We start from the raw sequence: 23,578 nt of genomic DNA, 5'->3' as shown, positions 1-23,578 counted from the left end.
ATTTAGCTTTCCGGTAGGGATGAACGAGATCGCTTGGATCATCGCCTGACGATCTCCAGGACCAAAGCCAGCCAGTAAACCTTCGTATCGTGCTGTGGCTCCTCTGGAGGGCCGGCGTCGACCTGCGCTCAATGGAGCTACCGGTCGCGATCGTCCTAGGCTGCTCGGGTCGGCAATACTGCGATAGAGGAGAAGCAACAATGCCCAACCACTCCGACAGCCTTGGATCTCGCAAAGCCACGGGATGTGCAGTTTGCGATGGCAAGTTTGGACTGGTCCGCCACTACTCGTGGGGAACCTCGCTTTGCTCCAGGAAGTGCGTCGACCGTTTCAGAGTGCGCCACGAACGCGATCTCAATTGGGTGGGCTGGCTGAAAGTTCCTTCATCTTCAACTCAGCGAATCGCGAGGGCGTTATGACGTTCCAGATCTCACAACGAGGCCAGCAATATCTGAAGACAGCGCGGACTCTGCTCGGCGCTGCGCAAACCATGACCGACAATGTGATTGCAAGTCAGCTTAAAGCGCTTGCCGACGAATACGAACGGCGAGCTGAGAAAGCTTCTCGTGACGATGCTGCTAAAGCGTTGGCTCGGGCAGCAGCTCGGGCTGAACGCGAGGCGACGTGACCTAATTGGTAGGGCTTAGGGCGCGGGCATCGTAAAGAACTGAGACGATATCCTCCACCAGTTGAGGACAAACATGAAGTCCTCCGACATCCCGCACCAACAGCTCTCACAGGACCGCTGTCGGTGGCCTGACCAGCGTCACTGCAGATTTTAACAATCGCCAAGCAAGTCGTGCGGGTTGAGCAAGATTCCGCCAGCGCGCTATCGGACCAACCGTAGATTGAGTTCCCACCAAGAGTCGACCGACACAAGCGACAGCGGGCCAAGGAGAATCGCCAGGCCGTGTCATTGCGTATAAATTATGATGTACGCGCGCCGCCTCTGCAGGAGAATGGGGCTGTTCAGGTAAAGGGATTGGAACTAGAACTAAGTGGCCGAACCTGCGAACCAACACAACGGCCCAAGTTCTACGATCCTTTAGTTCGAGCAGCAGCGATGTCTGACGCCAACTCTACGGTCTTGGTCATAGACGACGATCCGGACGTTCGCGCCTCGGTTGGACGGTTGTTGCGGTCGCTCAATCACGACGTCCAGCTGTTTGCCTCTATCACCGACTTTCTTAAGTCCAATCCACCAGACGGGCCCACGTGTCTGGTGTTGGACGTCAGGTTGCCTGGGCAAAGCGGTCTAGATTTGCAGAAAGAGCTTGCTGCCGAAAACAGGGATATCCCAATTATCTTCGTCACGGGGCACGGCGACATCCCGATGTCCGTGCAAGCAATGAAGGGAGGTGCCATCGAGTTCTTGACCAAACCGTTCCGCGATCAGGATCTCCTCGATGCCATTCAACTCGGCCTATCTCGCGATCGCGCACGCCGTGAAAACGAGAAGGATTTGGTCGGCCTGAAGGAGCGTTTCGCCTCGCTCAGCCCCAGGGAGCGCGAGATCATGATTCAGGTCGCCCGCGGCCGTCTCAGCAAGCAGATTGCCCACGATATCGGCATTGCCGAAGCCACGGTGAAGGTACACCGCAGCCGGGCGATGCAGAAGATGAAAGCGGGTTCACTGCCGGAACTGGGCCGAATGATCGACAAGCTCAAGCTGGTGCTTGACAAGACGTAATCTTGATCCCCGCGCGATCGCTAATCGCTTGGATCCAATAGTCAGGTCGTTGTTTCCGCGTCGAGGGCCGCACGCGCCGTGGCCCGTAAATTTAGGTTTACACGGGACAGCCCTGTTGATCGGTTGCGTGCAACCCGCGTGCAATAGCTCGCCAGCCCCAAATCCATCAAATTGCGCTGCACGAGATCGATTTCTGCTGCCGCTCTTCCAATGGCAGGCGAGGTTATCATGCGCGCATCAGCATTGAGTGAGGCATACCGGCATCTGTCCCGGCCGGCGTTGGTACAACTTCATCCAAAGCCCGCAGTTCGGACAATGCAGGCAGACCGAAGTCCGCATGCGGACCAGCAATTCCCCAAGCTAGCAACCGGGCCAGACCGTGTCGGGCCGACCGAAATTTCGTTCGGACCGTTTCGCTTGATCCCGTCACAGTTTCTACTGCTGGAGCGCGATAAGCCAGTCCAGTTGGGAAGCCGTGCTCTGGAAATCCTTGTTGCCTTGCTGGAACGCCCCGGCGAGTTGATCACCAAGCAAGAATTATTGGCTCGCGTTTGGCCCAATATCTTTGTCGAGCCAGCCAATCTCACTGTCCATGTTTCCGCATTGCGTCGGACGCTGCGCGACGGACGAGACGGGAATCGATTCATTATCAATGTTCCCGGACGCGGCTATAGCTTCGTCGCCGAGGTCGCCGCAGGGGTCCAGCGCCCATGAACTCTCTTTCGAAGGTGCGTGTCACGGCCTCAAGCCCTTCTCGTTCACGGCATCCAACCGATCGCGCCGCAGTTCCGCGAGCCAACCATAGGAGATCAAAAATGTTTGCAGCAGCCAGCATTGCATCGGCGGCCACCGGGAGAACCGGCACATTCTCCCGACTTTTCAGCGCCTGTCTGGATAGCATCGAGCGCCATGTCGCCCGTCGTGCGGCCATTGAATGGCTTCGGGAGCTCGACGATCGCGCGTTGCGAGACATTGGCCTCGCGCGTTCCCAGATTGAAGCGGCGGTCCACGGCTTCATGGACGCTTCCGAACTTGGCGAGGATATGATGATTACCTCCTCGACTGCGCTCCAGACCGCGGTCGGCCCGCGCGCAAGAGGACGTACGTCAGCTGCAGAGTCGATCCCATGGAGCTAACGGTCACCACGGTCCTGGTCGCTTTTGCCGGCGTGTTCCTGATCTGCTTCATGAAGGGCGCGTTCGGCGGCGGGTTCTCCATTGTCGGCATTCCGTTGCTGTCGTTCGTGATGGACCCGGTGACGGCCGGCGGTCTTCTGGCGCCATTGTTCATCGCAATGGATGTCTATGCCCTGCGCTACTGGAAGCCCTCGACGTGGTCGAAGCCGGACCTTGCGCTGCTGTTGCCCGGGCTCGTGCTCGGCATCGGGCTCGGTTATCTGCTGTTCCGCGTCATGGACCATCGTGCCGTCGCGATCGTGATGGCGGTGATCACCTTGATCTTTGTTGCGCTATGGCTCGTCGGAGGCTCTGACGTGACGGTTCGTCCACGGTCGTCGCCGAAGGCGGTCGCTGCCGGTCTCGCCTCGGGAGTCACCACCATGGTGGCGCATTCCGGCGGACCGCCGCTGGCGATGTACCTGCTGCCGCTCGGCCTCAGCAAGGAAGTCTATGCCGGAACGACGAGCATGTTCTTCACCGTCGGCAACGCCACCAAGGCGGTGCCGTGGCTGCTGCTGGTGAGACCGGCCGGCAACGTCTGGATCGTGATGGCAGTCTGCCTGCTCGCCATCCCCGCCGGTGTATGGCTGGGCTGGGGGCTTCACGGCAGGCTGGACCAGCGCCAAATTTATCGGGCCTGCTACGGATTGCTGGTCGTGACGGCATTGAAGTTGTTGTGGGACGGCATTTCCGGCTATCTCGGGTGAGGGGCTGCCATGAACCAACCTTTCTCATTCTGGGATCGACATGCCGCCCTCGTCTTTGCGCTGAAGACGTTTGCAGCGGCAATGCTGGCATTCTCGATCGCGCTCCTGCTGGATATGCCTCGACCCTATTGGGCGATGGCTTCGGTCTACATCACCGCCAACCTGTTCACCGGGGCGACCTACTCGAAAGCCGTCTATCGCATCCTGGGAACGCTGATCGGCGCAGCAGGGACGATCGTCCTGGTGCCGAACCTTGTCAATGCGTCGGAATTGCTCAGCCTCGGCATCGCGCTGTGGGTCGGCATTTGTCTCTACCTCTCGCTGATCGACGGCACACCGCGCAGCTACGTCTTCATGCTGGCCGGTTACACCGTGGCGCTGCTCGGGTTTCCTATCGTCTCGGTGCCGCAGGCGGCTTTCGACATCGTGGTCGCCCGCGTGCAGGAAATCACGCTCGGAATTATCTGTGCGAGTGTCGTTGCCATGGTCGTCCTGCCACGGAGCGTCGCCTCTGCAGTCACCACGCAAGCGGATGCCTGGCTCGGCGCTGCACGCCGGCTTGGCGTGGATGTCCTCGCCGGCCATGGCAGCGATCAGGATCGTGACAACGAACGCATCCGGCTTGCGGCCGCGGCTTCCGAAATCGACCAGCTTGGGCGGCATCTCGGCTATGAGGTCGCCGCTTCCACGAATATTGCGCAAGGGTTGCAGCGTCTGCGACAACATATGCTGTCGCTACTTCCTCTGCTCGGATCGCTCGAGGACCGCAAGCTCGCGCTCAACTCGGACGGAGAGGCGTCAGAGCGCGTTGCCGCAATCGGCGCAAGGATCGCGCGGTGGCTCGAAGAGGGCGGTCACGATGAACAGGAAACGGATGCGTTGCGCACAGCGCTTGATGAAGTCCAGCCGGCGCTGGACGTGGATGCCGGCTGGACAGACATCAAGGTCGCCGGTCTCGTCATTCGGCTGCGCAATCTCGTCGACGTCATGCACGGTTGCCGGCTTCTGCGCGAGGCGATCGCCGATGGTCGCCATCCGGAGCAGCTTCCGCTGGTCTTCAAACCTGACACGTTGACCATGGTCGTTCCGCACCGGGATCACGGGTCCGCGCTCCTGGCGGCTGCGTCCGTTGCCCTTGCCGTGCTGGGTTGCTGCGCCTTCCCGATCGCGGCCGGCTGGCCTGACGGCGTGGCCGCTCCGCTGTTCGCCGCGGTCGTCGGCAGTCTGCTTGCCGGCGTCGACGACCCCCTCCCGACATTCCGCAATTTCTACGGGCTATTCCTCATCGTCATCGCGGTACACGGAATCTACTTGTTTGGCGTGCTGCCACGGATAACGGCCTTTGAGATGTTGATTGCCGCGCTGACGCCGATTTTCGTGCTGTTCGGCTGGATGGCGGCGCGGCCCGCGACCGCGCGCGTTGGCGCAATGCTTGCCATCTACTTCTCGGTACAATTGGCGCTGACTGAGACCTACTCGGCCGATTTCTCGTCCTATGCCAATTCCAGCGTAGCGCTGATGTTCGGGGTCGCGCTTACCGGCGTGATCTGCGGCATCGTTCGCCTGCTCGGGGCTGGGTGGATCGCAAGCCGATTGCTCCGAAGCAATTGGACAACGCTTGCTGCGGTTGCCGAACGCAGGTCGGACCAGGATCGTTTTGCGATTGCCAGCCTCATGCAGCATCGCCTGGCCCTGCTGGCCACGCGGATTACCGTGGTTCCCGCCGAGGCAAGGAGCGACGCCGCCAATCTTCGTCAACTGCGGACGGCTTTGAGCATCATCGACGTCAGGCGGGCGAGCCTTGGCCTGTCCCGCCGCGCGAGGGCGGCAATCGAAGCATTCTTCGCCCGTCTTGCCCCGATTTGCAGGATCCACACGACCGGCCCGCTTCCCGATGACCTGGTGGGACAGCTCGACGACACGATCGCATCTACGTTGCAGGAGTCGTCGGGCGAGTCGCGCGATCAGGTGCTCATGGGCCTCGCCGGGGTTCGCGCCGGGCTTTTCCCGGAATCGCCGGCCTATCAACCACGAGAAATCGAACACAGGACAGTTGCCGCATGAAATACGAACTTGATCTGTTCGGCGTCATCGTTCCGAGCCTCCTGCTCTGGAGCGTGCTTGCCTATGTCCTCGCCCGCGGAGTGAGCAAGGTGATGGGGCGGAACGGCCTCTATCGCCATGTCTGGCATCCTGCACTGTTCGATTTCGCGCTTTATGTCTGCATCGTCACCAGCCTCGTCTTCGCTTCGAAGGAGTTTTTCTCATGAACGTCCCTGTTTCGTTCTCGAAAGCCTTATGGCGCGGGTTCACGATGAAGTGCCCGAACTGCGGTCAAGGTCATCTGTTCGGCCGCTTTCTGAAGGTGGTCGACAGCTGCGAGGTTTGCGGCGAGGATTACACACCGCAACGCGCAGACGACCTTCCGGCCTATCTTGTGATCGCTGTCGTTGGCCATCTTGTCGTGCCGGCGCTTCTTGCCGTCGAGATGGCCTATTCACCTCCCGTCTGGCTTCAATTGCTGATCTGGGTGCCCGTAACCGGGCTTGCGGCACTCTTTTTGCTACAGCCTGTAAAGGGGACAATTGTTGGCCTGCAATGGCAGACCGGCATGCACGGCTTCGAAATCGCCAAGCGCCGCCGGGATCGAGAATCCCGCGATAATGCCGCGCCCCTGCCGAACGTCGTCTCCAAGGAGTTGGTGTCATGAAAGCCCTTCTGAATTTGCTGCGCCGCTTTTCGCTGACCGGTGTCATGGCGCTTGCCGCGCTCTGGGCCGGCTACAAATTGTGGGATTACTATTTTGAAGCGCCCTGGACCCGTGATGGTCACGTTCGCGCCGAAGTGGTTCCGATCGCTCCTGATGTCTCCGGCTTCGTTACCGATGTGCTCGTCAAGGACAACCAGCAAGTCCAGCGCGGCGACGTCCTGTTCCGGATCGATCGCGCGCGGTATGAGATCGCGCTGAAGCAAGCCGAGGCGGTGTTGCTGGGCAAGGGCGCCACGCTTGAGCAGGCCAACGCCGACCTGACGCGCTACAGCGCGCTGACGCCCGGCGTCGTCGTATCCAAGCAGAAGATGGACCAGATCGTCGCCACGCAGGGTTCGGCCCAGGCTGCCCATGACCAGGCCGCCGCGGACCTTGCTCTAGCCAAACTCAACCTCGAGCGCAGCGAGGTGCGAGCCTCCGTCAATGGCGTCGTCACCAACATGGAGCTGCGTCCGGGGACCTATTTGACCCCGGGAAAGGGCGTGATGGCGCTGCTCGATTCAGACACATTGCACGTCCAGGGCTATTTCGAGGAAACCAAGCTGCCGCGCATCCACCTGGGCGATGCCGTCAGCGTGCGACTAATGGGCACCAATCACACCTTGCGCGGAAGGGTCGAAAGCATCGCGGCTGGTATCGAGGATCGCGATCGCAGTGCAGGCGCCACCCTTCTCGCCAACGTCAATCCGACCTTCAACTGGGTGCGGCTGGCGCAGCGTGTCCCAGTCCGTATTGCGCTCGACCGCGCTGAGCGAAACGAGCTCGTTGCGGGGGCCACGGCGACTGTCGAGGTGCTCGGTTCGACATCGCATGGTAGCGCCCATAGCCGACCAAGCACCCCACAGCGGGCCGCACTGGGACTTTCGCACTTGTCCGACTGAGCGGTGAGGTTTCGATATCTCCAATCCCGAAGGGGCGCTCGCCCCGGCGATCTACCGCACCGGTGGAATGGGGCACCAGGGACCGTCTACGGCGCAAAAGCCCTTGCCGCTCTTGACGAATTAGCAGCGTGAGTCGCACCGAGGGAGATATTCCGCCGAATGTGCAGCTGAACAACTTATGCGCCCGTGCGAAGTCCGTCGGCATTCAGGCGCCGCGACACGTCGGGTGGCTTGAGCATGTGCTGCTTGGCGTAGGCCTTCCCGAGAGGCTCCAGTTTTGCAACAAATCGCTGAACCAGGCGCGTCGGCAGGGCGCTGCGGAGGGATGCCTTCGTCGTTGATCATGAACGTCGCGCGAGGTGACGGCACAAAATCACCGCAACGTCGAGAAGCTCAGTTCGCTGCTTAATCAAGAGAAAGGCCGGCGGGCGCTACGCCGCCGACCCTGTCTTGCAACTGCCGGCTCGCGGGTTCGGTTCCGTTGCATTGCATTCAATCTTCATACATCGACTTTGATCCGTATCACCCAGCGACGTCTGAAGCTATTGCACGCGGGATGGCCACCCAGTACCGAGGTAGGCTCACACTACGAAATCGGATGGAGCCTATTATCCGTTGGTTTAAGGCGACCCATAAATAACCGGAGTGTTGCCGGTTTCGTATGTCCGCTACACCTCCGATATCGACCAATTCTTCAGCGCAGCAAATGAGCTAAAGCCTGAAAACTGCCCAATGATAAGCCGGCAGATTTGACTTGTCGCTTGTCAGGGTCCTTGCGAACTCGCGAGTGCACCTGGAGGACAAACGCCGTCACCCGGCTGAGCGGCCGATGTCGCTCGAACGAGGTGCGACGTTCCCATCGGTTGCAAAGCCCAGGTAGGCACACCCTAAACCTAGGTATGCCCATCTCAGCCAATGTACCGTACGAGATCGACCTCGGCGCAATGGTTTTGGTCCATTTCTCGTGACTACACTTGGGTTGTCTGCCGAAGTGTCGAGCGGCAGGACAACAGGAGGAGTTCAGCCATGAGAATCATAGATCCGACCGCATTGTCAGGCTTCGCTCGCAAGATGGCTAAGTCAGCCTCCGACTTCGCCAGCATGGTTCGCAACCTGATGATGGACGTGCGCGACAGCTATCGGCCCGGACTGCACTACATGCGTGGCCCCGGCCCGAAATGGCGCGCCAAGCATCAGCCCTGGCTAAAATTCAATTCCCAAGCTCTACCGCCGGCCGGGCCGCATCAGCTGTCGCCGGTGTATGTGCGCCGTCGCGATGCGGCTAACCCAACCCATTAGTCGGCCGAGGTTACGCCACCATGTTCGTGATACCGATGTTCCTGTTTGTCGCTTCGCTCTCGATCCGCCTGGCGACAAGCTTGAGGGCCGAAACCTCGGAGCGCGCCCGCATCTCCGATCGAGCCTCTGATCGTGCTCGTTGGGCGGAAATCCGAGGTTGGATGCTGCTCGTTGGCGCCGGCCTCTGCATCGCATTGGTGGCTATGCTGAGCGGTTCAGTACATGCCGGCGCCGCCCTCGAAACACGCAAACTGCCGATGAAGTTCACCTGGGTCGATTGCCAGCCGAATTGCCGGGGCTGGGTCAGCGCTGCCGGTATCGTAACCGCCGATAGTCCAAGGGAATTTGATGAATTCGCGCGCGGCCGACACCTCGGCGGCGTAACCATCGTGCTGAATTCAAGCGGCGGTTCGGTCAACGACGCGATCGCGCTTGGACGGCGCTGGCGCAGTCTCGGGGCGCTGACCACTGTCGGCATCAGCGTTCAGACCAATACCGCGCAGAGCACTCCTGCCAACATGGCGCCCGTGGCCTATTGCGAATCAATGTGCGTGTTCCTGCTTCTGTCGGGCACGGCGCGTTACGTGCCCGAGACTGCCCATGTTCGGGTACATCAGATCTGGATGGGTGACCGCGCCAATGACGCGAGGGCCGCGACCTACAGCGCAGATGATCTGATGATCGTGGAACGCGATATCGGGCGTCTCGCCAAATACACCTTCGACATGGGCGGCACGGGTGATCTGCTGTCGCTGTCGCTGAACGTGCCGCCGTGGGAAGATCTGCATGAACTGTCTCGGGACGAATTACGACTGACCAATCTGGTCACCACCGATATGGTTGCTCAGCCGGGCAGCCCCGCGTTGGTCGAACTGACGGCCAAACCTGCGCAGGATCGCTTCGTAAGTAGCGCGGTTACGACCGAGATAAATCCAGAGTCGGCGAGATCAACCCAACATGTCGACGGAACACCGCCGCCGGCGAGGGCGGCCGAAATGCGCGCTGGCTCTTGGAATGCAAGGTGAAAGAACGAACAGCTACGATTGACCAAGAGGAGCTAACAATTCCCAACCCTACGACTGCTGCTGCCTCACTGAACGTCAACCAATTCCTCTGGAGGAGAAGATAATGAACAAGCGACTGATCGCGAATGTCATTGGCTGTGCCTGCCTTACCCTGGCGACGGCTGCCGAAGCCCGAACGTCTTATGACGGTCCCTGGAATCTCGTCTTCGTTACACAACGCGGAAGCTGCGATCCGACCTACAATTTTTCAGTGAGCATAAACGACGGCGTCGTGACGCATCCCAATCTGGTGAAGTTTAGCGGGTATGTCGGAAAATCGGGCGCGGTTCGCGCGTCGGTGACGGTCCACGACAAATACGCATCAGGGTCGGGGAGGTTAACGCGAGACGCCGGCCGCGGGACCTGGAGCGGTCACGCTGGAGGTGGGCGCTGCTCGGGATATTGGACCGCGCAACGAAACAACTAGCACGCATTCAAGCCTCAAGGGCAGGCCGGGCCGAACGTGCTGTTCGAGGCTGGGCTGGCGTCCCGCCCAGACGATGCCGGTCAGGCTTATCGGCCATATCTCTCGGTTACCGCAGCCGCGACGAACTTTCTGCGTCCGGCGCTGCCCGGGATCGTACGATGGGCGGCGCACCAGTCTGGGAATGTCGCGGGGTCGATGTAAACACGCAGCACGACGTGTCCATAGGCCTTGAGCCCTTGCTCCATTTCCTCGGCCATCTTCAGCCATTCTTTCCAGCTCGGTGGCATCTTGTCGCCATCGTCGAGAAGTTGCACCAGCGCTGGATAATCTTCCTCCTTGATCCAATAGGCCCCGACAGCGGGAGGCGGATTATCCTCGGAATTCGTCATACGTGTTCTCCCTGCAAAGGCTGCCAGTCACTGACACGTTCGAGGCGGGTCGCCCGCCTCGAACTGCCGTAAATCAGCGATTCGATCATTGATGAAATTATCTCCGAATTGAAACGCTTCCCCTTGCAAAGTCGGGGCCGCCGAACTTCCGCGGCAGTCCCGGGACGCCGACGGCGGCGTGGGCATGACAGTCCTCCGCCATCCCGCCCTCCGCGTCGCTTTATAGCGAGCCGAATCGCGTCAAAACTCGACCTTTGTTCTCGCCCAAGCGGCCATTTCTGATCGGCCGCTTGTGGCGCAAGGCGGACATAGGCCGAACGCCGGCCGGCGGCTAAGTGCCAATGAGGCAACAAACACCTCCCGAGACTTGCTCCGATCGTGATGTCCCTGAGTCTTTGAGAGGCCGGCACGGTGCTGTGACTCCGGAAATTTCAATGCGTACGCTGCGGGGTGTGCGCTCGCAGGCACTTGCCGATTGCAAGCGTCGATGGCGACCTGCTGCAGATCAGTCGCGCGATACAGACTGCCCCGCGAAAAGCGGAGCGTATGCGGCGAGTCTGCGGGATGCGAACTCCGTGAAGAGCCGCACGCGCTTCGTCTTGCGTGTCTCCCCCTGGGTGAGAAGCCAGAGCGTTCCGTACATGTGCAGATTGGTGCCGGGCACCCTCACCAGCACAGGGTCCGTATCTCCGATGAAGCACGGCAGTGTCGTGATCCCGAGACCTTGCCGTACAGCAACCAACTGCGTCTCGGCGTCCGTGGTCCTGAACGGAACCCCCGTGGCGCGAACCTCACCTTCGGTGGCCCAATCCGGAATTCCATGAATGCTTATGACGATCCACCGGACAGGATCAGGCGCGCCCGCACGCCATGCGGCCAGTCGATCGCGAGACATGTAGACGCCGCCGAACACCTCCGGTCCTTTCAGGCCGTGAAGATTTAGCGGCAGGGTCTTGCGGTCGTAAACGACGCGGATCGCGACGTCGGCCTCTCGGTTGGTCAGATTTGCCAGCTCGCCGGACGACAAGATTTCCATCTCGATGTCCGGATGCAGACCCGCGAAATCGGCGAGGTCCGGCATGAGCAGGTGTGTCGCGAGGGGTGGCGCCAGCGTCACCCGTAGGAGCCCGCGCACGCTCTGGTCCCGACCCAAGACGCGCGTCTCCAGTTTGAGCGACGACGCTTCCATCTGCTTTGCGAGTTCGAGGACCTCCTCGCCCGCAGCCGTCAGGCGGTAGCCCGCAGGCAGCTTTTCGAACATGAGCGCCCCGAGGCGTTCCTCAAGCTGGGCGATGCGTCGCAGCACGGTCGCGTGGTTCACTCCAAGATTTTTGGCGGCAGCCCGCACCGAGCCGCCGCGCGCGACGGCGAGAAAGTAGCGAATGTCATCCCAGTCGATCATGGTGCAATCCAGCACCACACGGTGCGCGTTCCAAAAGCCCGTATCTAACGGATCGTATAGCGGTGTTGGCTGAAATCATAGCTTCCAGCGATGAGCGCGGCCCAATTCGGACCGGCAACCTCCGATAATCGCGGCCGGCGTCAATTATCGACCCGGATCGTTTTCGCACCACAGATGTGCGCTTTTCCGCACTCAACGCCTGACCCCGGCGGACCTATGTCGAGGTTCTCGGGGGCGTCCCCAAACGATCAGAGGCGGAAGCCTGGAAGGGAAGCAGTCATGGGAAAGCCTGAAGGTAAGGTTGCAGTCATCACGGGTGGATCGAGCGGCATGGCGCTGGCGAGCGCCCAGCGGTTCGTTGAGGAAGGCGCCTATGTTTTCATCACGGGCCGGAGACAGGAGGCGCTGGACGAGGCCGTCAAGCTGATCGGCCGGAACGTGACCGGCGTGCGCGGCGACGCGGCCAATCTCGACGACCTCGACCGTCTGTTCGACACGGTCAAGCGGGAAAAGGGCAGGATCGACATCCTGTATGCGAGCGCTGGCACGGGCGAAGCCGTCCCACTGGGCGAGATTACCGAGCAGCATTTCGACGCGACCTTCGGCCTGAATACGCGCGGCACGCTGTTTACGGTCCAGAAGGCGTTGCCGCTGTTCAACGATGGCGGATCCATCTTCATGACTGGGTCAGTTGCTTCGTTGAAAGGTTTTCCTGGTTACAGCGTGTATGCGGCGAGCAAGGCGGCGTTGCACGCATTCGCACGCGGGTGGCTCAACGAACTCAAGGGCAGGAATATCCGGGTGAACGTGCTGCACCCAGGGCCGATCGCCACACCGATGCAGGACCAGGTTCTCAGCGACGAAGCGAAGCAGATGTTCGAATCCCTGATCCCGCGGGGAAAGATGGGTCGTCCCGAGGAAATTGCGGCAGCCGCGCTGTTTCTTGCTTCAGACGATTCGAGCTTCGTGAATGGGGTGGAGTTGTCCGTCGACGGCGGCTTCTCGGCCATCTGAATTCACTCAGAGCCAAAACGGAGAGATACGATGAGCACCGAAGAGAATATCCGCTTGTGAAGAATTTCTTTGCAGCCATGGGCAGCGGCAACGCGCGCGATCTGCTGGCGTTGGCTGCTGAAGACATCGAGTGGATCATTCCGGGCGAAGGCTGGCCGCTGGCAGGCACGCACTGCGGGCACGCGGAGTTGGCGGCTGTGCTCAAGAAGGCGTCCGAAGAGGTGGAAACGCAGTACCCGAGGCCCCCAGAATTCGTGGCGCAGGGAGACCGGGTTATGGTCGTCGGCGTCGCAACGGGAAAAATCAAAGCCACGAATAGGCCGTTCAAGGACGAGTGGGTCTTCGACATAACCGTTCGAGACGGCAAAGTCGCCCGCATCCAGGAATACATCGACACGCGAGCACTGGCGCGGGCCTCGCAGACCGACGCAAAGACGTAGTCGAGTTCGACGGTGATTTATGCTGCCTGACATCCTCTAATCTAAATGGGCTCTATCCATGACTTCCGCTTTAAACGGTCAGTCGCTTGACCAGATTTTTCGCTCCGCTCGCACCCCGAACGGTTGGGCTGATCGTCCTGTTGAGGACACTCTGGTACGCGAAGTCTATGATCTCATGAAATGGGGACCGACATCCGCGAACAGCAGTCCCGCCAGGTTTGTCTGGATGCGTAGCGCCGACGGAAAGGCAACGCTCGCCGGGCTTGCCGCGGAGCCGAACAAGCCCAAAATTCTGAAGGCTCCCGTCACGGTCATCATCGCCCACGGTTTGGATTTCGCCGGCGAGCTACCAAAGCTTCTGCCTCATAATGCCGAGGTCATGCAGAAGTATTTCGCGGCGCCAGGCGTGGGCGAGGCGACGGCAATGCGAAACGGAACGCTGCAGGGTGCTTACCTGATCATCGCTGCACGCGCGTTGGGACTGGACTGCGGCCCCATGTCGGGCTTCGACAACGCTGGCGTGGATAAGGTCTTTTTTGCCGGCACGCGGATCCGGTCGAACTTTATCTGCAGCATTGGCTACGGCGATCCGGCTTCCCTGTTTCCACGCAACCCTCGCCTTAGTTTTGAGGAGGCCGGTCGCTGGGCCTAGGCCCACCCGTCTAGCGGGAGCTTTTCGGGGTCGACGGTGAATGAGCCGTGGATCGCCGTTCCGCACGCTCGTCGAATCCCCAAACGTAATGGAGATCCCAATGTACGACCAATCCAAGCTATCCGAGTTGATCCGGTTCGCACGCGTGGATGCCGGCGCCACCGTCATCGACGTTTACCCAGGCGACGGCGATTGGACCCGTCTCTTCTCCGACGTCGTGGGACCCGAAGGACGGGTCTACAGCTTCGTGCCGGCCGAAGTCGCCCATTTCAAGAACGACCCGGTCGGCCGCATGCGGACGCTTGCGAAGGAGCCGGGCCGGGAGAACGTCGAAGCCGTCTCGGCGGACCTCGTGGCGATGCCGGAGGCCACGCAACCAGCGGACGTCCTGTGGCTGCACCTGTTCTACCACGATCTCCACACTGAACTGATCCAGGCCAGGGGCGCGACGGCGGCTCAGTTCAATCGAGCCGTCTACGAGCGGCTGAAGCCCGGTGGGGCCTACGTCATCGTGGACCACGCCGCCGCCGTCGGAGCGGGCACTAGCGACGCCCAGTCGCTGCATCGGATTGAGCCTGCATCCGTTCGTGCGGAGGTGGAGGCGGTCGGCTTCGTACTGGACGCGGAAAGCGCCATGCTCGCGAACAAGGACGATCCGCACTCGATCAAGGTGTTCGATACCTCGATCAAGGGCGAGACCGATCGCTTCGCCTATCGGTTCGTGAAGCCCTAACAGGTCCCCGCGCAGACTTAATGTCGACCTCTCGATGAGTGCAAGACAGCCAATCGAAGACATCGAGACAAGCCTGCTTGCCGCCACGAAGTCGGCTTTGGGCCCATCACAATCACATATGGGGCGGGTGACATGCGCGGTCCTGCTCACATTGACTACAGACAACGGTCAGCAGGAGTCTGTGCGGCCGGGCGGGGGCGCGGGACCAAGTCAGCTAAGGTCAAAATTTGACTTGGCCGGAGAGTCCGCTGCTGGCGCTAAGTGACCACCGGCGCGATGCCGGTGGTCGACGATTAGAGCTCGATCTGCGGCAATATTTAGAGCGTCATCCACGTCAATCCCGAGATATCGGACCGTGCTCTCCAGCTTCGTATGTCCGAGGAAGATTTGCACTGCGCGAAAGTTGTTAGTCTTACGGTAAATCTGGGCGGCCTTCGTGCGCCGCATCGAGTGCGTGCCATAAGAGGCCGACTCTAAGCCGATGCTCTCGACCCAGTGATGCACCAGCCGTGCATATTGGCGGGTCGATATGTGGGGCTTGCATGAAGTCGACTTGGGAAGAGATATCGGGAGCCAGTGGCCCGGAGCATTGGCAACCAGGCTTCAACGGAGCTTCTCGACTGCTCCATGATCTCGAACTGAACTGGTCGACCTGTTTTCTTTTGAACAATAGTTGCTCGTTGCCACACCTTTGCTCCTGAGCAAATGTCGTCTAATCGAAGTTTGACTAGGTCGGAGGCGCGAAGCTTGCTGTCGATGGCCAGGTTAGAGATTACTAGGTCGCGCCACGATCGTGCGATTTCTAGGCGAACGGGAATGGACCATACGTGCTTCGGTTCAAGAGGTTTCTTCTGACCGATGAGCAATCCCATATTCCAAGGTCGTTGGGCACTGCCGACAGGCGTACAAGCATGAGAGCTCCTCCGCCAACCCGCCCTCCGCGTCGCTCTATCGCGAGCGAATTATCTATAACGACTGAGCAGTCTGGCTCCCCCAAACAGAATTCGCGACCGGCAGCTTATGGCGGCGGGTTCAACTGATCAACGCAACACTCTAATCCTTGTCCAAAGATGGAGTGTAGTCATGAAACAGCGGCGTCGCATCTATTACTCGGCAGCGCAGCGGTCAGAGATCTGGGATCGCTGGCAGGCTGGGGAGCCGATGAATGCGATCGGGCGCCGGTTTGACCGGGAGTCCTCTTCTGTCTTCTCGGTAATCTCGCCAACGGGCGGAATTCGTCCTCCAGATCGCCGCCGTTCCAAGCGGACACTCAGCCCTTCTGAACGAGAGGAGATCTCTCGATGGCTCAGCATGCGTTGCTCGTTGCGGTCGATCGCGCGCCACTTGGGACGATCTCCGTCAACCATCAGCCGTGAAGTCCAGCGTAATGGCGGGGCGGATCGCTATCGGGCTGCGAGGTCCGATCAGGCCGGGTGGGATCGGGCGCGGCGCCCGAAGCTTTGCAAGCTGGCTTGCCGTCCGTTCTTGAGGCGGACAGTATCAGCCTTGCTGCAGCGGCAATGGTCACCGGAGCAAATTGCCGGCTGGCTCAAGCGCACATATCCGGGGGAACCTGAAAAGCAGGTGTCACACGAGACGATCTATCGCAGCCTGTTCATTCAGGCCCGCGGCGTGCTGAAAAAGGAGCTTCTTGAGCACCTGAGGGCGAGGCGCACGGTCCGCCGGTCCAGGCACGCCAGCATGAAACGAAACGGGCTCGGCCAGATCAAGAATGCCGTATCCATTAGCGAGCGACCGCCGTCGGTTGAAGATCGTGCGGTGCCAGGCCATTGGGAGGGCGACCTGATCGGTGGATCGGGGAATAGTTATGTCGCAACGCTTGTCGAGCGCCATTCGCGCTACGTGATGCTGGTCAAGGTTGCGAACAAAGATACCGAAAGCGTTGTCTCGGCACTGATCAAGCAATCGCAGCGATTGCCCAGCGAACTTTACCGGTCGCTGACCTGGGACAGAGGCAAGGAACTCGCGGACCATCAACGCCTGACATTGGCCACCGAGGTCGAGGTCTACTTTTGTGATCCTCGATCTCCCTGGCAGCGCGGATCAAACGAAAACACCAACAGATTGCTGCGCCAGTACCTTCCGCGCGGCACCGATCTGTCCTTGCACAGCCAGGTTAAGCTCAGTGCCATCGCAAGGCAGCTCAATGAACGGCCGAGAAAGACCTTTCTCTATCAGACGCCGGCTGAGAAGTTCGCAGAATGTGTTGCAGCGATCGGTTGAACCCGCCGCGCAAAACGGACGTTCGCCGCAGACCCGCGGCACAGGCTTTTCGCGGAAGGAGAACGCCGCCGGCCTTCGGACAGTAGCGGGCGCCGAAATTCGACATCTCAGTTGCCTGTCATTTGTTCTCATCCAAAAAGCTTGTTCGCCGTCTTGGCGACAAGCTCCCCCTGGTGACGGGCGCCCGCCAATTCGATCTCCGTGGGTTGGCGCGAGCCATCGCCGCCGGCGATGGTTGTCGCTCCATAGGGGGCGCCGCCGACGATTTCGCTCAAGGTCATCTGCCCCTGGTGGCTGTATGGAAGCCCGACGATGGTCATACCGAAGTGCAGCAAGTTGGTGATGATCGAGAACAGGGTCGTTTCCTGGCCGCCGTGTTGAGTAGCAGTTGACGTAAAAGCGGCACCGACCTTGCCGTTGAACGCGCCGCGCGCCCACAGCCCACCTGCCTGATCGAGGAAGGCAGCCATTTGCGATGACATGCGTCCGAACCGCGTGCCGGTCCCGACGATGATCGCGTCGTAGTTGGTGAGTTCAGCCACCGTTGCGACGGGCGCATTCTGGTCCAGTTTGAAGTGGGCGCTTTTGGTGATCGCTTCAGGGACTGTTTCGGGAACGCGCTTGATGTCGACCTGCGCGCCTGCGCTGCGCGCGCCTTCAGCGATTGCCTGGGCCATCTGCTCAATATGTCCATACGAGGAGTAGTAGAGAACGAGAACTTTGCTCATTGTGAAGCTCCAACTGAGTTTGTTTGACGCTGCGAATGTCGCGGGGAGTTGAGCGATCAGCCGTGGCTGGTCCGGGTCGCCGACCATCAGTGGGAAGGCGCTAGTTCCGCTGAGCGGTCCAGTACCCTAAACAGCGCGCACTTCCCGAATAGCCGGTCCACCTGCCGCCGCCGGAATTGCTCGAGAGCCGGCCTGAGCCGGAAGCGTACTTGTCGTGAACGGTCACCGATGCGCGAACGGCACCCGAGCGCGCCACATAGCCTCTGAACCTCACCAGATTTGGATGGGTGACGATTCCATCAGTGATGTTGACGGAAAAGTTATAGGTCGGGTCGCACGCGCCTCTCTGCGTCACGAAGAGAAGGTCCCAGGATCCGTCGTAGGTCGAGCGAGCCTGCGCGACCGAGATCAAAGCAACAAGAGAGACTGCGGCGGCTGTCATGCCGAGTAAAGGATTCTTCATCGTCATATCTCCGAAGCGTTATCAGCGTTGCCACGGATATATGGGAAGGATGACGCCAGGGCTTGTTCAAATCTGCTTCAATCGTAGCCGAACCTTCAATAGCAGCCCAAACAGCCTAGATACTCAGAACTCGTTGCAGGCAGCTCACCAAAGTTTGTGCCTCGAAGGGCTTGTGGAGGAAGCAGGTCGCCCCGCTGGACATCGCTTTCTCCTCGATGCCGGGTTCGGCGCGGGCGGTAATCATGATCACCGGCAGCGAACCATGACGAGTGCTGAGCTCACGTTTCAGTTCGAAGCCATTCATCCCGGGCATTTGGATGTCGGTGATGGCACAGGAAAATTGTCCAAGATCGTTCGATGCGAGAAAATCCTCGGCCGATGCAAAGTCGCGCACTTCGTAGCCCAGCGAGCGAACGAGCCCGACCAGCGCCTCGCGCATAGCAGCGTCGTCATCGACGATCGAAATCAGGTGTCCGGCCGCCATCAACTGGTCTCCTTGCGAGCTGGCCGCTGAAATTGTCCATTGGCATGACGAATGCACATGCATGAGCGCTCTCAACGTGTCCGGTCCTTCAATGTATCCGCCATGCGGACAAGATCCGCCAACGAACGGGCTCCCATCTTTCGCATCCCTGCGCCGCGATGAATTTTGACCGTTACCTCACTCAAGCCCAGCTCACCCGCGATCTGCTTGTTCATCTTGCCTGCGGTCACCAGCGCCATCACCTCGCGCTCGCGTGGGGACAGCGTTGCGTAACGATCGACGATGGCGACCGCTTGCTGCTCACTGGCGCGTTGCAGTCGGTCGCGGTTGATCGCGGCGGTCACCGCGTCGATCATGTCCTGGTCGCGGAATGGCTTTGGCAGGAAATCGACCGCGCCGGCCTTCATCGCACGCACCGACATCGGAATGTCGCCGTGTCCCGTCATTAGGATCACCGGCAAGCGTACTCCGAGCCCGACGAGTTCCTCCTGAAAGTCGAGGCCATTGGTCCCAGGCAGGCGGATGTCGAGAACGATGCATCCCGGAGCGTCCAGGTCGTCAGCCCTCAGAAATTCCTGAGTTGAACGGTACGTCTTCGCGTTCAATCCCACGGAGCGCAGCACGCTGCTGAGCCCATCACCCAGATCCACATCGTCGTCGACGATGTGCACGACGGAAGATTCGTTTGGCGTGTTGGGCATGCGGCATTCCACCCACTAGTGAGAGTAAGCCTCCATAGCACGGCAAAAGCCGCCAATGTCATCACACGAAGGTATGGTCGATGAGGGCAGGCGGCTTTCCGGCAGCAGACTGCCGCCCGCGTGGAATCCTCACCCCGCTCACACCAAGGTGTGAGGGTGATGAGACGCATGCACGATTGGCGCCGCGTGAGGCGGCAGCCATCCTTGGTCTCACGATGAGGCAACGGACCTCGCATTGCGTGGGTCACCGCCAGGTAAGTGAAACCAGGAGCAGCCGATGTTGAGGACCATGAACGATCCGGAAAGCGAATGTTCCAGAGAGGCTTTTCGGCCAGTCCTTCTCCAACCGGAATCGGATTTGCCGGTGCCGCGCCTGCTTCCGTCTGGCACGACCGTGTCGGCGGGCGTCGCCCGGGGTGGCTTGGCTCCAAGGGTGCTGCGGCGGATTCGTGACTATATCGACGGCAACATTGACCAGCGGATCAGCGTCGAGTTGCTTGCAGGCCTCGCAAACTTGTCAGTCTGCTACTTCGTGCGGGCCTTCAAGCAGTCCATGGGTGTCACGCCTCACGACTACCTGATACGGCAGCGGGTGGAGAGGACCAAGCAGCTGCTTTCGGGCACCGACATGCCCCTGTCGGAAATCGCGCTTGCTGCGGGCTTTGCAGATCAAAGCCATTTTGCCCGCCGCTTTCGTCAACATGTCGGAATGTCGCCACGCGACTATCGCTGGTCGAGTCCCTAGTAAGCTTGCTGGGCAGCCGCTGCCACCTCATCTTGTTGCAGGGCAGGAAGGCGGATTCTGAACATGGCTCCCCAGCGGTCGCCGGACGTCGCAGAGATCGATCCGCCGTGGCTCTCCACGATGGTACGGCTGATCGAGAGTCCCATGCCCATTCCGTCAGCCTTTGTCGTTTGGAAGGCGGTAAAGATATCGCCGGCTATCTTAGGATCAATTCCGGTTCCCGTGTCCTCGATCTCCAGGACGGCCATTTGGGAGTTTGAATCCTCCAACGACGTCCCGGAATTGATCGACAACAGCCGTCTCCGATCGTCGATCTGCGACATCGCGTGTATTGCATTGACGACGAGATTGATGACGACCTGCGCAAGCTGCACGCGGTCGCCGAGGACGGGCGGCGCGGGCGCCTGAAGATCAAGCCTAAGTCCTACATCATTGTTAAGCATCTCGCGCTCGACGAGCGGAATGACGTCAGCAACGATATCGTTCAGGGTCAGTACCGTGTGGGATGGATTGCTCTTCCGGGCCAGAGCACGAAGACGAGTGATGACTTCGCTCGCGCGCCGGCCGTTGCTGATCATCCGCTCGAGCGCCCGACGCACTTCTTCGAGGTTGGGTTTGTCCCGCAGCAGCCATCGCAAACCAGCTTCGCCATTTGTCAGAATCGCCGCAAGCGGCTGGTTGACCTCGTGAGCAATCGACGCGGTGAGCTCGCCCAGGGTACTGATGCGCGTGACGTGCTCGAGCTGGCTGCGTGCGTGATGCAGCGCATCCTCCGCGTGCTTCTGCTCCGTGATGTCGCTGTTGGTCTCCATGGTTGCGAATGGGCGCCCGCGTTCGTCGCGTTGCACCGCCCAACGGCTTACGACCCATACTTCTGTGCCGTCGCGTCGGGTGTGAACGAGCTCTCCTTGCCAACGGTTGGAGTCGTCGAGCTGCTCCATGGTGCCGGCCGACGGCAGATACTTTGTCTTCAGTAGCGCGTGGGATTTCTGTCCCAGCGCCTCCTTTCGTGGCCAGCCGTAAAGCTCCTCAGCCCCGGCATTCCAATAGGTGATGACATCGGTTGCGTCGCGCACGAAGATCGCATCATGGCTCAAATCGAGAAGCGCCGCCTGATCGCTCAGGCTTTCCGCCGCTTTCCGGTTCCTGAGCGCGGCGAGCGTCGCAATGCCTATCGCGCAAAGGCCGATCAAGGCGCGGAGCACCGGCCCGCTTTGAAGCGATTCGCCGTGAACGATTGCAAAGCTCAGGAGGGTCTGCAGGACACAGACGGCGCAAACAAGCAGGATACCGCGCCGGCCAAGGAAATCTGCCGATGCAATCACCACGACGGCGTACAGCACCGCGATCGCAATATCGAGCGGAGCGAACGTATCGATCGCAAAAATGATCGCCACCCCAACAAGCATCAGGGCGACTTGGAGACCGGTTGGCCGGCTTGTCATTCGAGATGGTCGTTCCGACATCGGCTTCTTTCGAGCGGTGGTGTCACTGAGTCTGCCTCGGCGGCGCATGCTCCAATCTAGCCGGGGACGCGGGGCGGCCGCTTGTTCGTGCACGCTCCGACTTGCACGTTCGTGCGGCGATTGGGTTGCTTTCACGGACAGCGACGTCGCATCAGCAGAAATCTTCAAGTTGTCGCACGGGCTTACAAGCGACAGGAACCCTGCTGCGCCTAAGCTCTTCAGGGACAATGCCGGGTGACGTCGCGACCAGGCTGTCGGGGAAGGTTCTTCAGATGCTCAAGGGCTTTACGGTCCCGCGGTCACCTCTGGGGACGGCGTCGTTAACACCGCCACCTCCATGGCACTACGCTGGTGAGGTGCTGGCCGTGGAGTTCTGGAACGACCCGGATGTGTCGGCTGACATTCTTCCCAGAGGCGTCAAGCTGGATGCCCTCTGCTGGGGGCGCTCTGTCGCGCTCTTCGTCGATTGTCAGTTCACCGCGAGCGGCGACGAGTACCTTGATCCAGCGCGATATCAGTGCCGCGAATTCATCGTTCTCCTCGATGCAACGTGGCAGGGGTCACGAATAGCCTGGTGCCCGTACGCCTACGCCGACAACGATGCGGCGATCATGAGAGGCTGGATCCAGGGTTATCCGAAGAAGTTAGGCGTCGTGCACCAGACCCGCAGTTTTTCCGCCGCCAGCGCGGCTTCGGCACCGCTCGCCAGCAAGAGCAGATTTGCCGGTTGCGTATCCTCCCGTGGACAGCGGCTGGCAGAAGCTCGCGTGATACTGCGCGAAAGGGCAGATCATCTTGTTGGCCTGCTTGATCGGCCGATTGTGGCGCGTCGATATTTTCCGCGGCTTTGTGCTGGCATGCACGACAAGCCGGCCGTGGATGAGCTCGTTCGGTGCATGATGGACAATTTCCTGATCTCGAACCTATGGGTCGGTGAAGGAGAGCTGAGTTTTCCTGAAGCTCACGGCGAAGAGCTCGACATGTTGGGGCCGATCAAGGTCGGTCGCGGCTTCCGGTTCTCGTTTTCCTGTTCGATCTCCGATTGCGAGATTTTGGCCGACTTGACCGTCTAGCGATCGTCTTGCCGGCCCAAACAGGGAATGCACTGAAAGCAGTTCTTCTAACCGCAAGAACAGACAAGCCGACGCAAGCCGATAAAATCAATTGCGGCTGGCTTCGATAGGCTATCCGTCGATAATGCGCAGGAGTTGAAAATGCTGAAGGGCTTTACCGTTCCCAAGTCGCCATTCGGTCAGGCGGCACTGACCCCACCGCCGCCCTGGCACTACTCCAGCGACGTTGTGGGTGTTGAGTTCTGGACCGACCCCGAGGCGACGGCCGCGACGCTGCCGAGCGGTCTCACTCCCGATCCGAAGTCGAACGGCCATGCCGTCATAATGTTTCTGGATTGGCAGTTCACCGCGCAGGACGACGAATTTCTCGATCCGGCCCGTTATCAGTATCGCGAGGCATTTGTGCTGCTCGACGCGATGCATCGCGACACACCCGTGATGTGGTGCCCTTACATTTATGTCGACAACGATGCCGCGTTGGCGCGAGGGTGGACGCAAGGCTTTCCCAAGAAAATGGGTAGCATTTTCCAAACGCGCACATTTGCCGCGGCAAGCCCTGCCGCAGCGCCGATCATGCCCGGTGGCCGATTTGGCGCGAGCCTTTCCGCGCACGGCCAGCGTCTGGCGGAAGCCTGTATTACCCTGCGGAAGCCTGTCGAAAACGGATTGTCGCTTCTGAACCGGCCGACGGTCCTGCTGCGATATTTCCCGAGCCTGGCTGCCGGATATCAGGACAAGCCGGCGGTCGATGAGCTGGCGATGTCGCTCACAGACAATCTCACGGTCGCCGACGCATGGGTAGGGGAGGGTGAATTGAATATTCCTGACGCGCAAGGCGAAGAGCTGCACGCCCTCGAGCCAAGGCGCATCGAGTCCGGATTCCGTTATTCGCTCGCCTACTCCGTCACGGACCTGACGATCCTGGGGGACCGCACGCGCAAATAGCCTGAACAACTCTCCCGCCTTGCGGCGAAGCGTGCAGTCCCCTCGCTTTGCCGGGACGGCCTCCTCGGATCCCCCGTCCCAAG

Annotated in this window: 26 protein-coding genes and 2 pseudogenes; 20 read left to right on the top strand and 8 right to left on the bottom strand. The window is 60.2% G+C overall.

All coding sequences use genetic code 11. The annotated features are described in order from the left end of the window. Window positions 1-415 precede the first annotated feature (415 nt). The 12 genes from KIP88_RS26765 (at window position 416) to KIP88_RS26710 (ending at window position 10,016) form a co-directional block, all read left to right on the top strand. Entirely contained in the window at window positions 416-628 is a 213-nt protein-coding gene (locus tag KIP88_RS26765; RefSeq protein ID WP_214491070.1) for a hypothetical protein, read from the top strand. 435 nt (window positions 629-1,063) lie between these two features. Further along, entirely contained in the window at window positions 1,064-1,690 is a 627-nt protein-coding gene (locus KIP88_RS26760) for a response regulator transcription factor (protein ID WP_214491069.1), read from the top strand. Between the two features lie 228 nt (window positions 1,691-1,918). After that, window positions 1,919-2,404, top strand: a complete 486-nt coding sequence (locus KIP88_RS26755; RefSeq protein WP_249791037.1) for a transcriptional regulator — start codon at window positions 1,919-1,921, stop codon at window positions 2,402-2,404. A gap of 101 nt (window positions 2,405-2,505) precedes the next feature. Beyond that, window positions 2,506-2,826 (top strand): DUF1127 domain-containing protein, encoded by a 321-nt coding sequence (locus tag KIP88_RS48540; protein WP_214491068.1) that lies wholly within the window; start codon window positions 2,506-2,508, stop codon window positions 2,824-2,826. After that, window positions 2,817-3,575, top strand: coding sequence for a sulfite exporter TauE/SafE family protein (locus tag KIP88_RS26745; RefSeq protein ID WP_214491067.1), 759 nt, complete (start codon window positions 2,817-2,819; stop codon window positions 3,573-3,575). The genes KIP88_RS48540 and KIP88_RS26745 overlap by 10 nt, the downstream gene beginning before the upstream one ends. Window positions 3,576-3,584: 9 nt before the next feature. Next, window positions 3,585-5,639, top strand: a complete 2,055-nt coding sequence (locus tag KIP88_RS26740) for an FUSC family protein (protein ID WP_214491066.1) — start codon at window positions 3,585-3,587, stop codon at window positions 5,637-5,639. Further along, window positions 5,636-5,845 (top strand): DUF1656 domain-containing protein, encoded by a 210-nt coding sequence (locus KIP88_RS26735; RefSeq protein ID WP_214491065.1) that lies wholly within the window; start codon window positions 5,636-5,638, stop codon window positions 5,843-5,845. The genes KIP88_RS26740 and KIP88_RS26735 overlap by 4 nt, the downstream gene beginning before the upstream one ends. Next, a complete protein-coding gene (locus tag KIP88_RS26730; RefSeq protein ID WP_214491064.1) occupies window positions 5,842-6,285 on the top strand; it encodes a DUF983 domain-containing protein in 444 nt (147 codons plus the stop codon). The genes KIP88_RS26735 and KIP88_RS26730 overlap by 4 nt, the downstream gene beginning before the upstream one ends. After that, the gene (locus KIP88_RS26725; protein WP_214491063.1) at window positions 6,282-7,226 is read left to right on the top strand and encodes an HlyD family secretion protein; all 945 of its coding nucleotides are present in this window, start codon (window positions 6,282-6,284) and stop codon (window positions 7,224-7,226) included. Before KIP88_RS26730 ends, KIP88_RS26725 begins: the two co-directional genes overlap by 4 nt. A 1,026-nt stretch (window positions 7,227-8,252) precedes the next feature. Beyond that, on the top strand, window positions 8,253-8,525 hold the full coding sequence (locus tag KIP88_RS26720; RefSeq protein ID WP_214491107.1) for a hypothetical protein: 273 nt from the start codon (window positions 8,253-8,255) through the stop codon (window positions 8,523-8,525). 161 nt (window positions 8,526-8,686) lie between these two features. Further along, on the top strand, window positions 8,687-9,550 hold the full coding sequence (locus tag KIP88_RS26715; protein WP_374226516.1) for a hypothetical protein: 864 nt from the start codon (window positions 8,687-8,689) through the stop codon (window positions 9,548-9,550). 103 nt (window positions 9,551-9,653) lie between these two features. Further along, window positions 9,654-10,016 (top strand): hypothetical protein, encoded by a 363-nt coding sequence (locus KIP88_RS26710; RefSeq protein WP_214491062.1) that lies wholly within the window; start codon window positions 9,654-9,656, stop codon window positions 10,014-10,016. 86 nt (window positions 10,017-10,102) lie between these two features. Here KIP88_RS26710 and KIP88_RS26705 read toward each other — a convergent pair whose 3' ends face one another. Next, window positions 10,103-10,405: a hypothetical protein gene (locus KIP88_RS26705; protein ID WP_214491061.1), complete on the bottom strand. Its 303-nt coding sequence runs from the start codon at window positions 10,403-10,405 to the stop codon at window positions 10,103-10,105. A gap of 505 nt (window positions 10,406-10,910) precedes the next feature. Beyond that, a complete protein-coding gene (locus KIP88_RS26700) occupies window positions 10,911-11,807 on the bottom strand; it encodes a LysR family transcriptional regulator (protein WP_214491060.1) in 897 nt (298 codons plus the stop codon). 279 nt (window positions 11,808-12,086) lie between these two features. Between KIP88_RS26700 and KIP88_RS26695 the strand changes: the two genes are divergently transcribed. The 4 genes and pseudogenes from KIP88_RS26695 to KIP88_RS26680 all read left to right on the top strand — a co-directional run bounded on the left by KIP88_RS26695 (window position 12,087) and on the right by KIP88_RS26680 (window position 14,646). After that, a complete protein-coding gene (locus KIP88_RS26695; RefSeq protein WP_214491059.1) occupies window positions 12,087-12,821 on the top strand; it encodes an SDR family NAD(P)-dependent oxidoreductase in 735 nt (244 codons plus the stop codon). A 30-nt stretch (window positions 12,822-12,851) separates the two neighbouring features. After that, window positions 12,852-13,261 (top strand): annotated as a pseudogene (locus KIP88_RS26690) (nuclear transport factor 2 family protein). A 58-nt stretch (window positions 13,262-13,319) separates the two neighbouring features. After that, window positions 13,320-13,913, top strand: a complete 594-nt coding sequence (locus KIP88_RS26685) for a malonic semialdehyde reductase (RefSeq protein ID WP_214491058.1) — start codon at window positions 13,320-13,322, stop codon at window positions 13,911-13,913. Window positions 13,914-14,013: 100 nt separating this feature from the next. Further along, window positions 14,014-14,646: a class I SAM-dependent methyltransferase gene (locus KIP88_RS26680; protein WP_214491057.1), complete on the top strand. Its 633-nt coding sequence runs from the start codon at window positions 14,014-14,016 to the stop codon at window positions 14,644-14,646. Between the two features lie 210 nt (window positions 14,647-14,856). On the opposite strand, the pseudogene KIP88_RS26675 reads toward KIP88_RS26680, so the two are convergent. Beyond that, window positions 14,857-15,518 (bottom strand): annotated as a pseudogene (locus KIP88_RS26675) (tyrosine-type recombinase/integrase). Window positions 15,519-15,729: 211 nt separating this feature from the next. On the opposite strand from KIP88_RS26675, the gene KIP88_RS26670 reads away from it, so the two are divergent. Further along, window positions 15,730-16,890 (top strand): IS30 family transposase, encoded by a 1,161-nt coding sequence (locus KIP88_RS26670; protein ID WP_214491056.1) that lies wholly within the window; start codon window positions 15,730-15,732, stop codon window positions 16,888-16,890. A 128-nt stretch (window positions 16,891-17,018) separates the two neighbouring features. Here the strand turns inward: KIP88_RS26670 and wrbA are convergent, their stop codons facing one another. From wrbA to KIP88_RS26650, 4 genes are all read right to left on the bottom strand, one after another. After that, complete coding sequence (gene wrbA, locus KIP88_RS26665; RefSeq protein ID WP_214491055.1) at window positions 17,019-17,618, bottom strand: NAD(P)H:quinone oxidoreductase; 600 nt, start codon at window positions 17,616-17,618, stop codon at window positions 17,019-17,021. A gap of 100 nt (window positions 17,619-17,718) precedes the next feature. Beyond that, entirely contained in the window at window positions 17,719-18,081 is a 363-nt protein-coding gene (locus KIP88_RS26660; RefSeq protein ID WP_249791036.1) for a hypothetical protein, read from the bottom strand. A 115-nt stretch (window positions 18,082-18,196) separates the two neighbouring features. Next, window positions 18,197-18,565: a response regulator transcription factor gene (locus KIP88_RS26655; RefSeq protein WP_214491054.1), complete on the bottom strand. Its 369-nt coding sequence runs from the start codon at window positions 18,563-18,565 to the stop codon at window positions 18,197-18,199. Window positions 18,566-18,636: 71 nt separating this feature from the next. Then, window positions 18,637-19,266 carry a response regulator transcription factor gene (locus tag KIP88_RS26650; protein ID WP_214491053.1) on the bottom strand — a complete coding sequence of 210 codons (630 nt, stop codon included), beginning with the start codon at window positions 19,264-19,266 and terminating at the stop codon, window positions 18,637-18,639. A gap of 277 nt (window positions 19,267-19,543) precedes the next feature. On the opposite strand from KIP88_RS26650, the gene KIP88_RS26645 reads away from it, so the two are divergent. Next, entirely contained in the window at window positions 19,544-20,011 is a 468-nt protein-coding gene (locus KIP88_RS26645; RefSeq protein ID WP_214491052.1) for a helix-turn-helix domain-containing protein, read from the top strand. Here the strand turns inward: KIP88_RS26645 and KIP88_RS26640 are convergent. Beyond that, complete coding sequence (locus KIP88_RS26640) at window positions 20,008-21,477, bottom strand: nitrogen regulation protein NR(II) (RefSeq protein ID WP_214491051.1); 1,470 nt, start codon at window positions 21,475-21,477, stop codon at window positions 20,008-20,010. The genes KIP88_RS26645 and KIP88_RS26640 overlap by 4 nt on opposite strands. Before the next feature lie 272 nt (window positions 21,478-21,749). Here KIP88_RS26640 and KIP88_RS26635 point away from each other — a divergent pair, with 272 nt between their 5' ends. Next, entirely contained in the window at window positions 21,750-22,550 is an 801-nt protein-coding gene (locus KIP88_RS26635; RefSeq protein WP_214491050.1) for an acetoacetate decarboxylase family protein, read from the top strand. 141 nt (window positions 22,551-22,691) lie between these two features. Then, entirely contained in the window at window positions 22,692-23,495 is an 804-nt protein-coding gene (locus KIP88_RS26630; RefSeq protein WP_214491049.1) for an acetoacetate decarboxylase family protein, read from the top strand. Window positions 23,496-23,578 lie beyond the last annotated feature (83 nt).

It is taken from the genome of Bradyrhizobium sp. SRL28 (genome assembly GCF_018596315.1).
Classification (GTDB): domain Bacteria; phylum Pseudomonadota; class Alphaproteobacteria; order Rhizobiales; family Xanthobacteraceae; genus Bradyrhizobium.
This window is presented reverse-complemented; position numbering and strand designations above follow the sequence as displayed.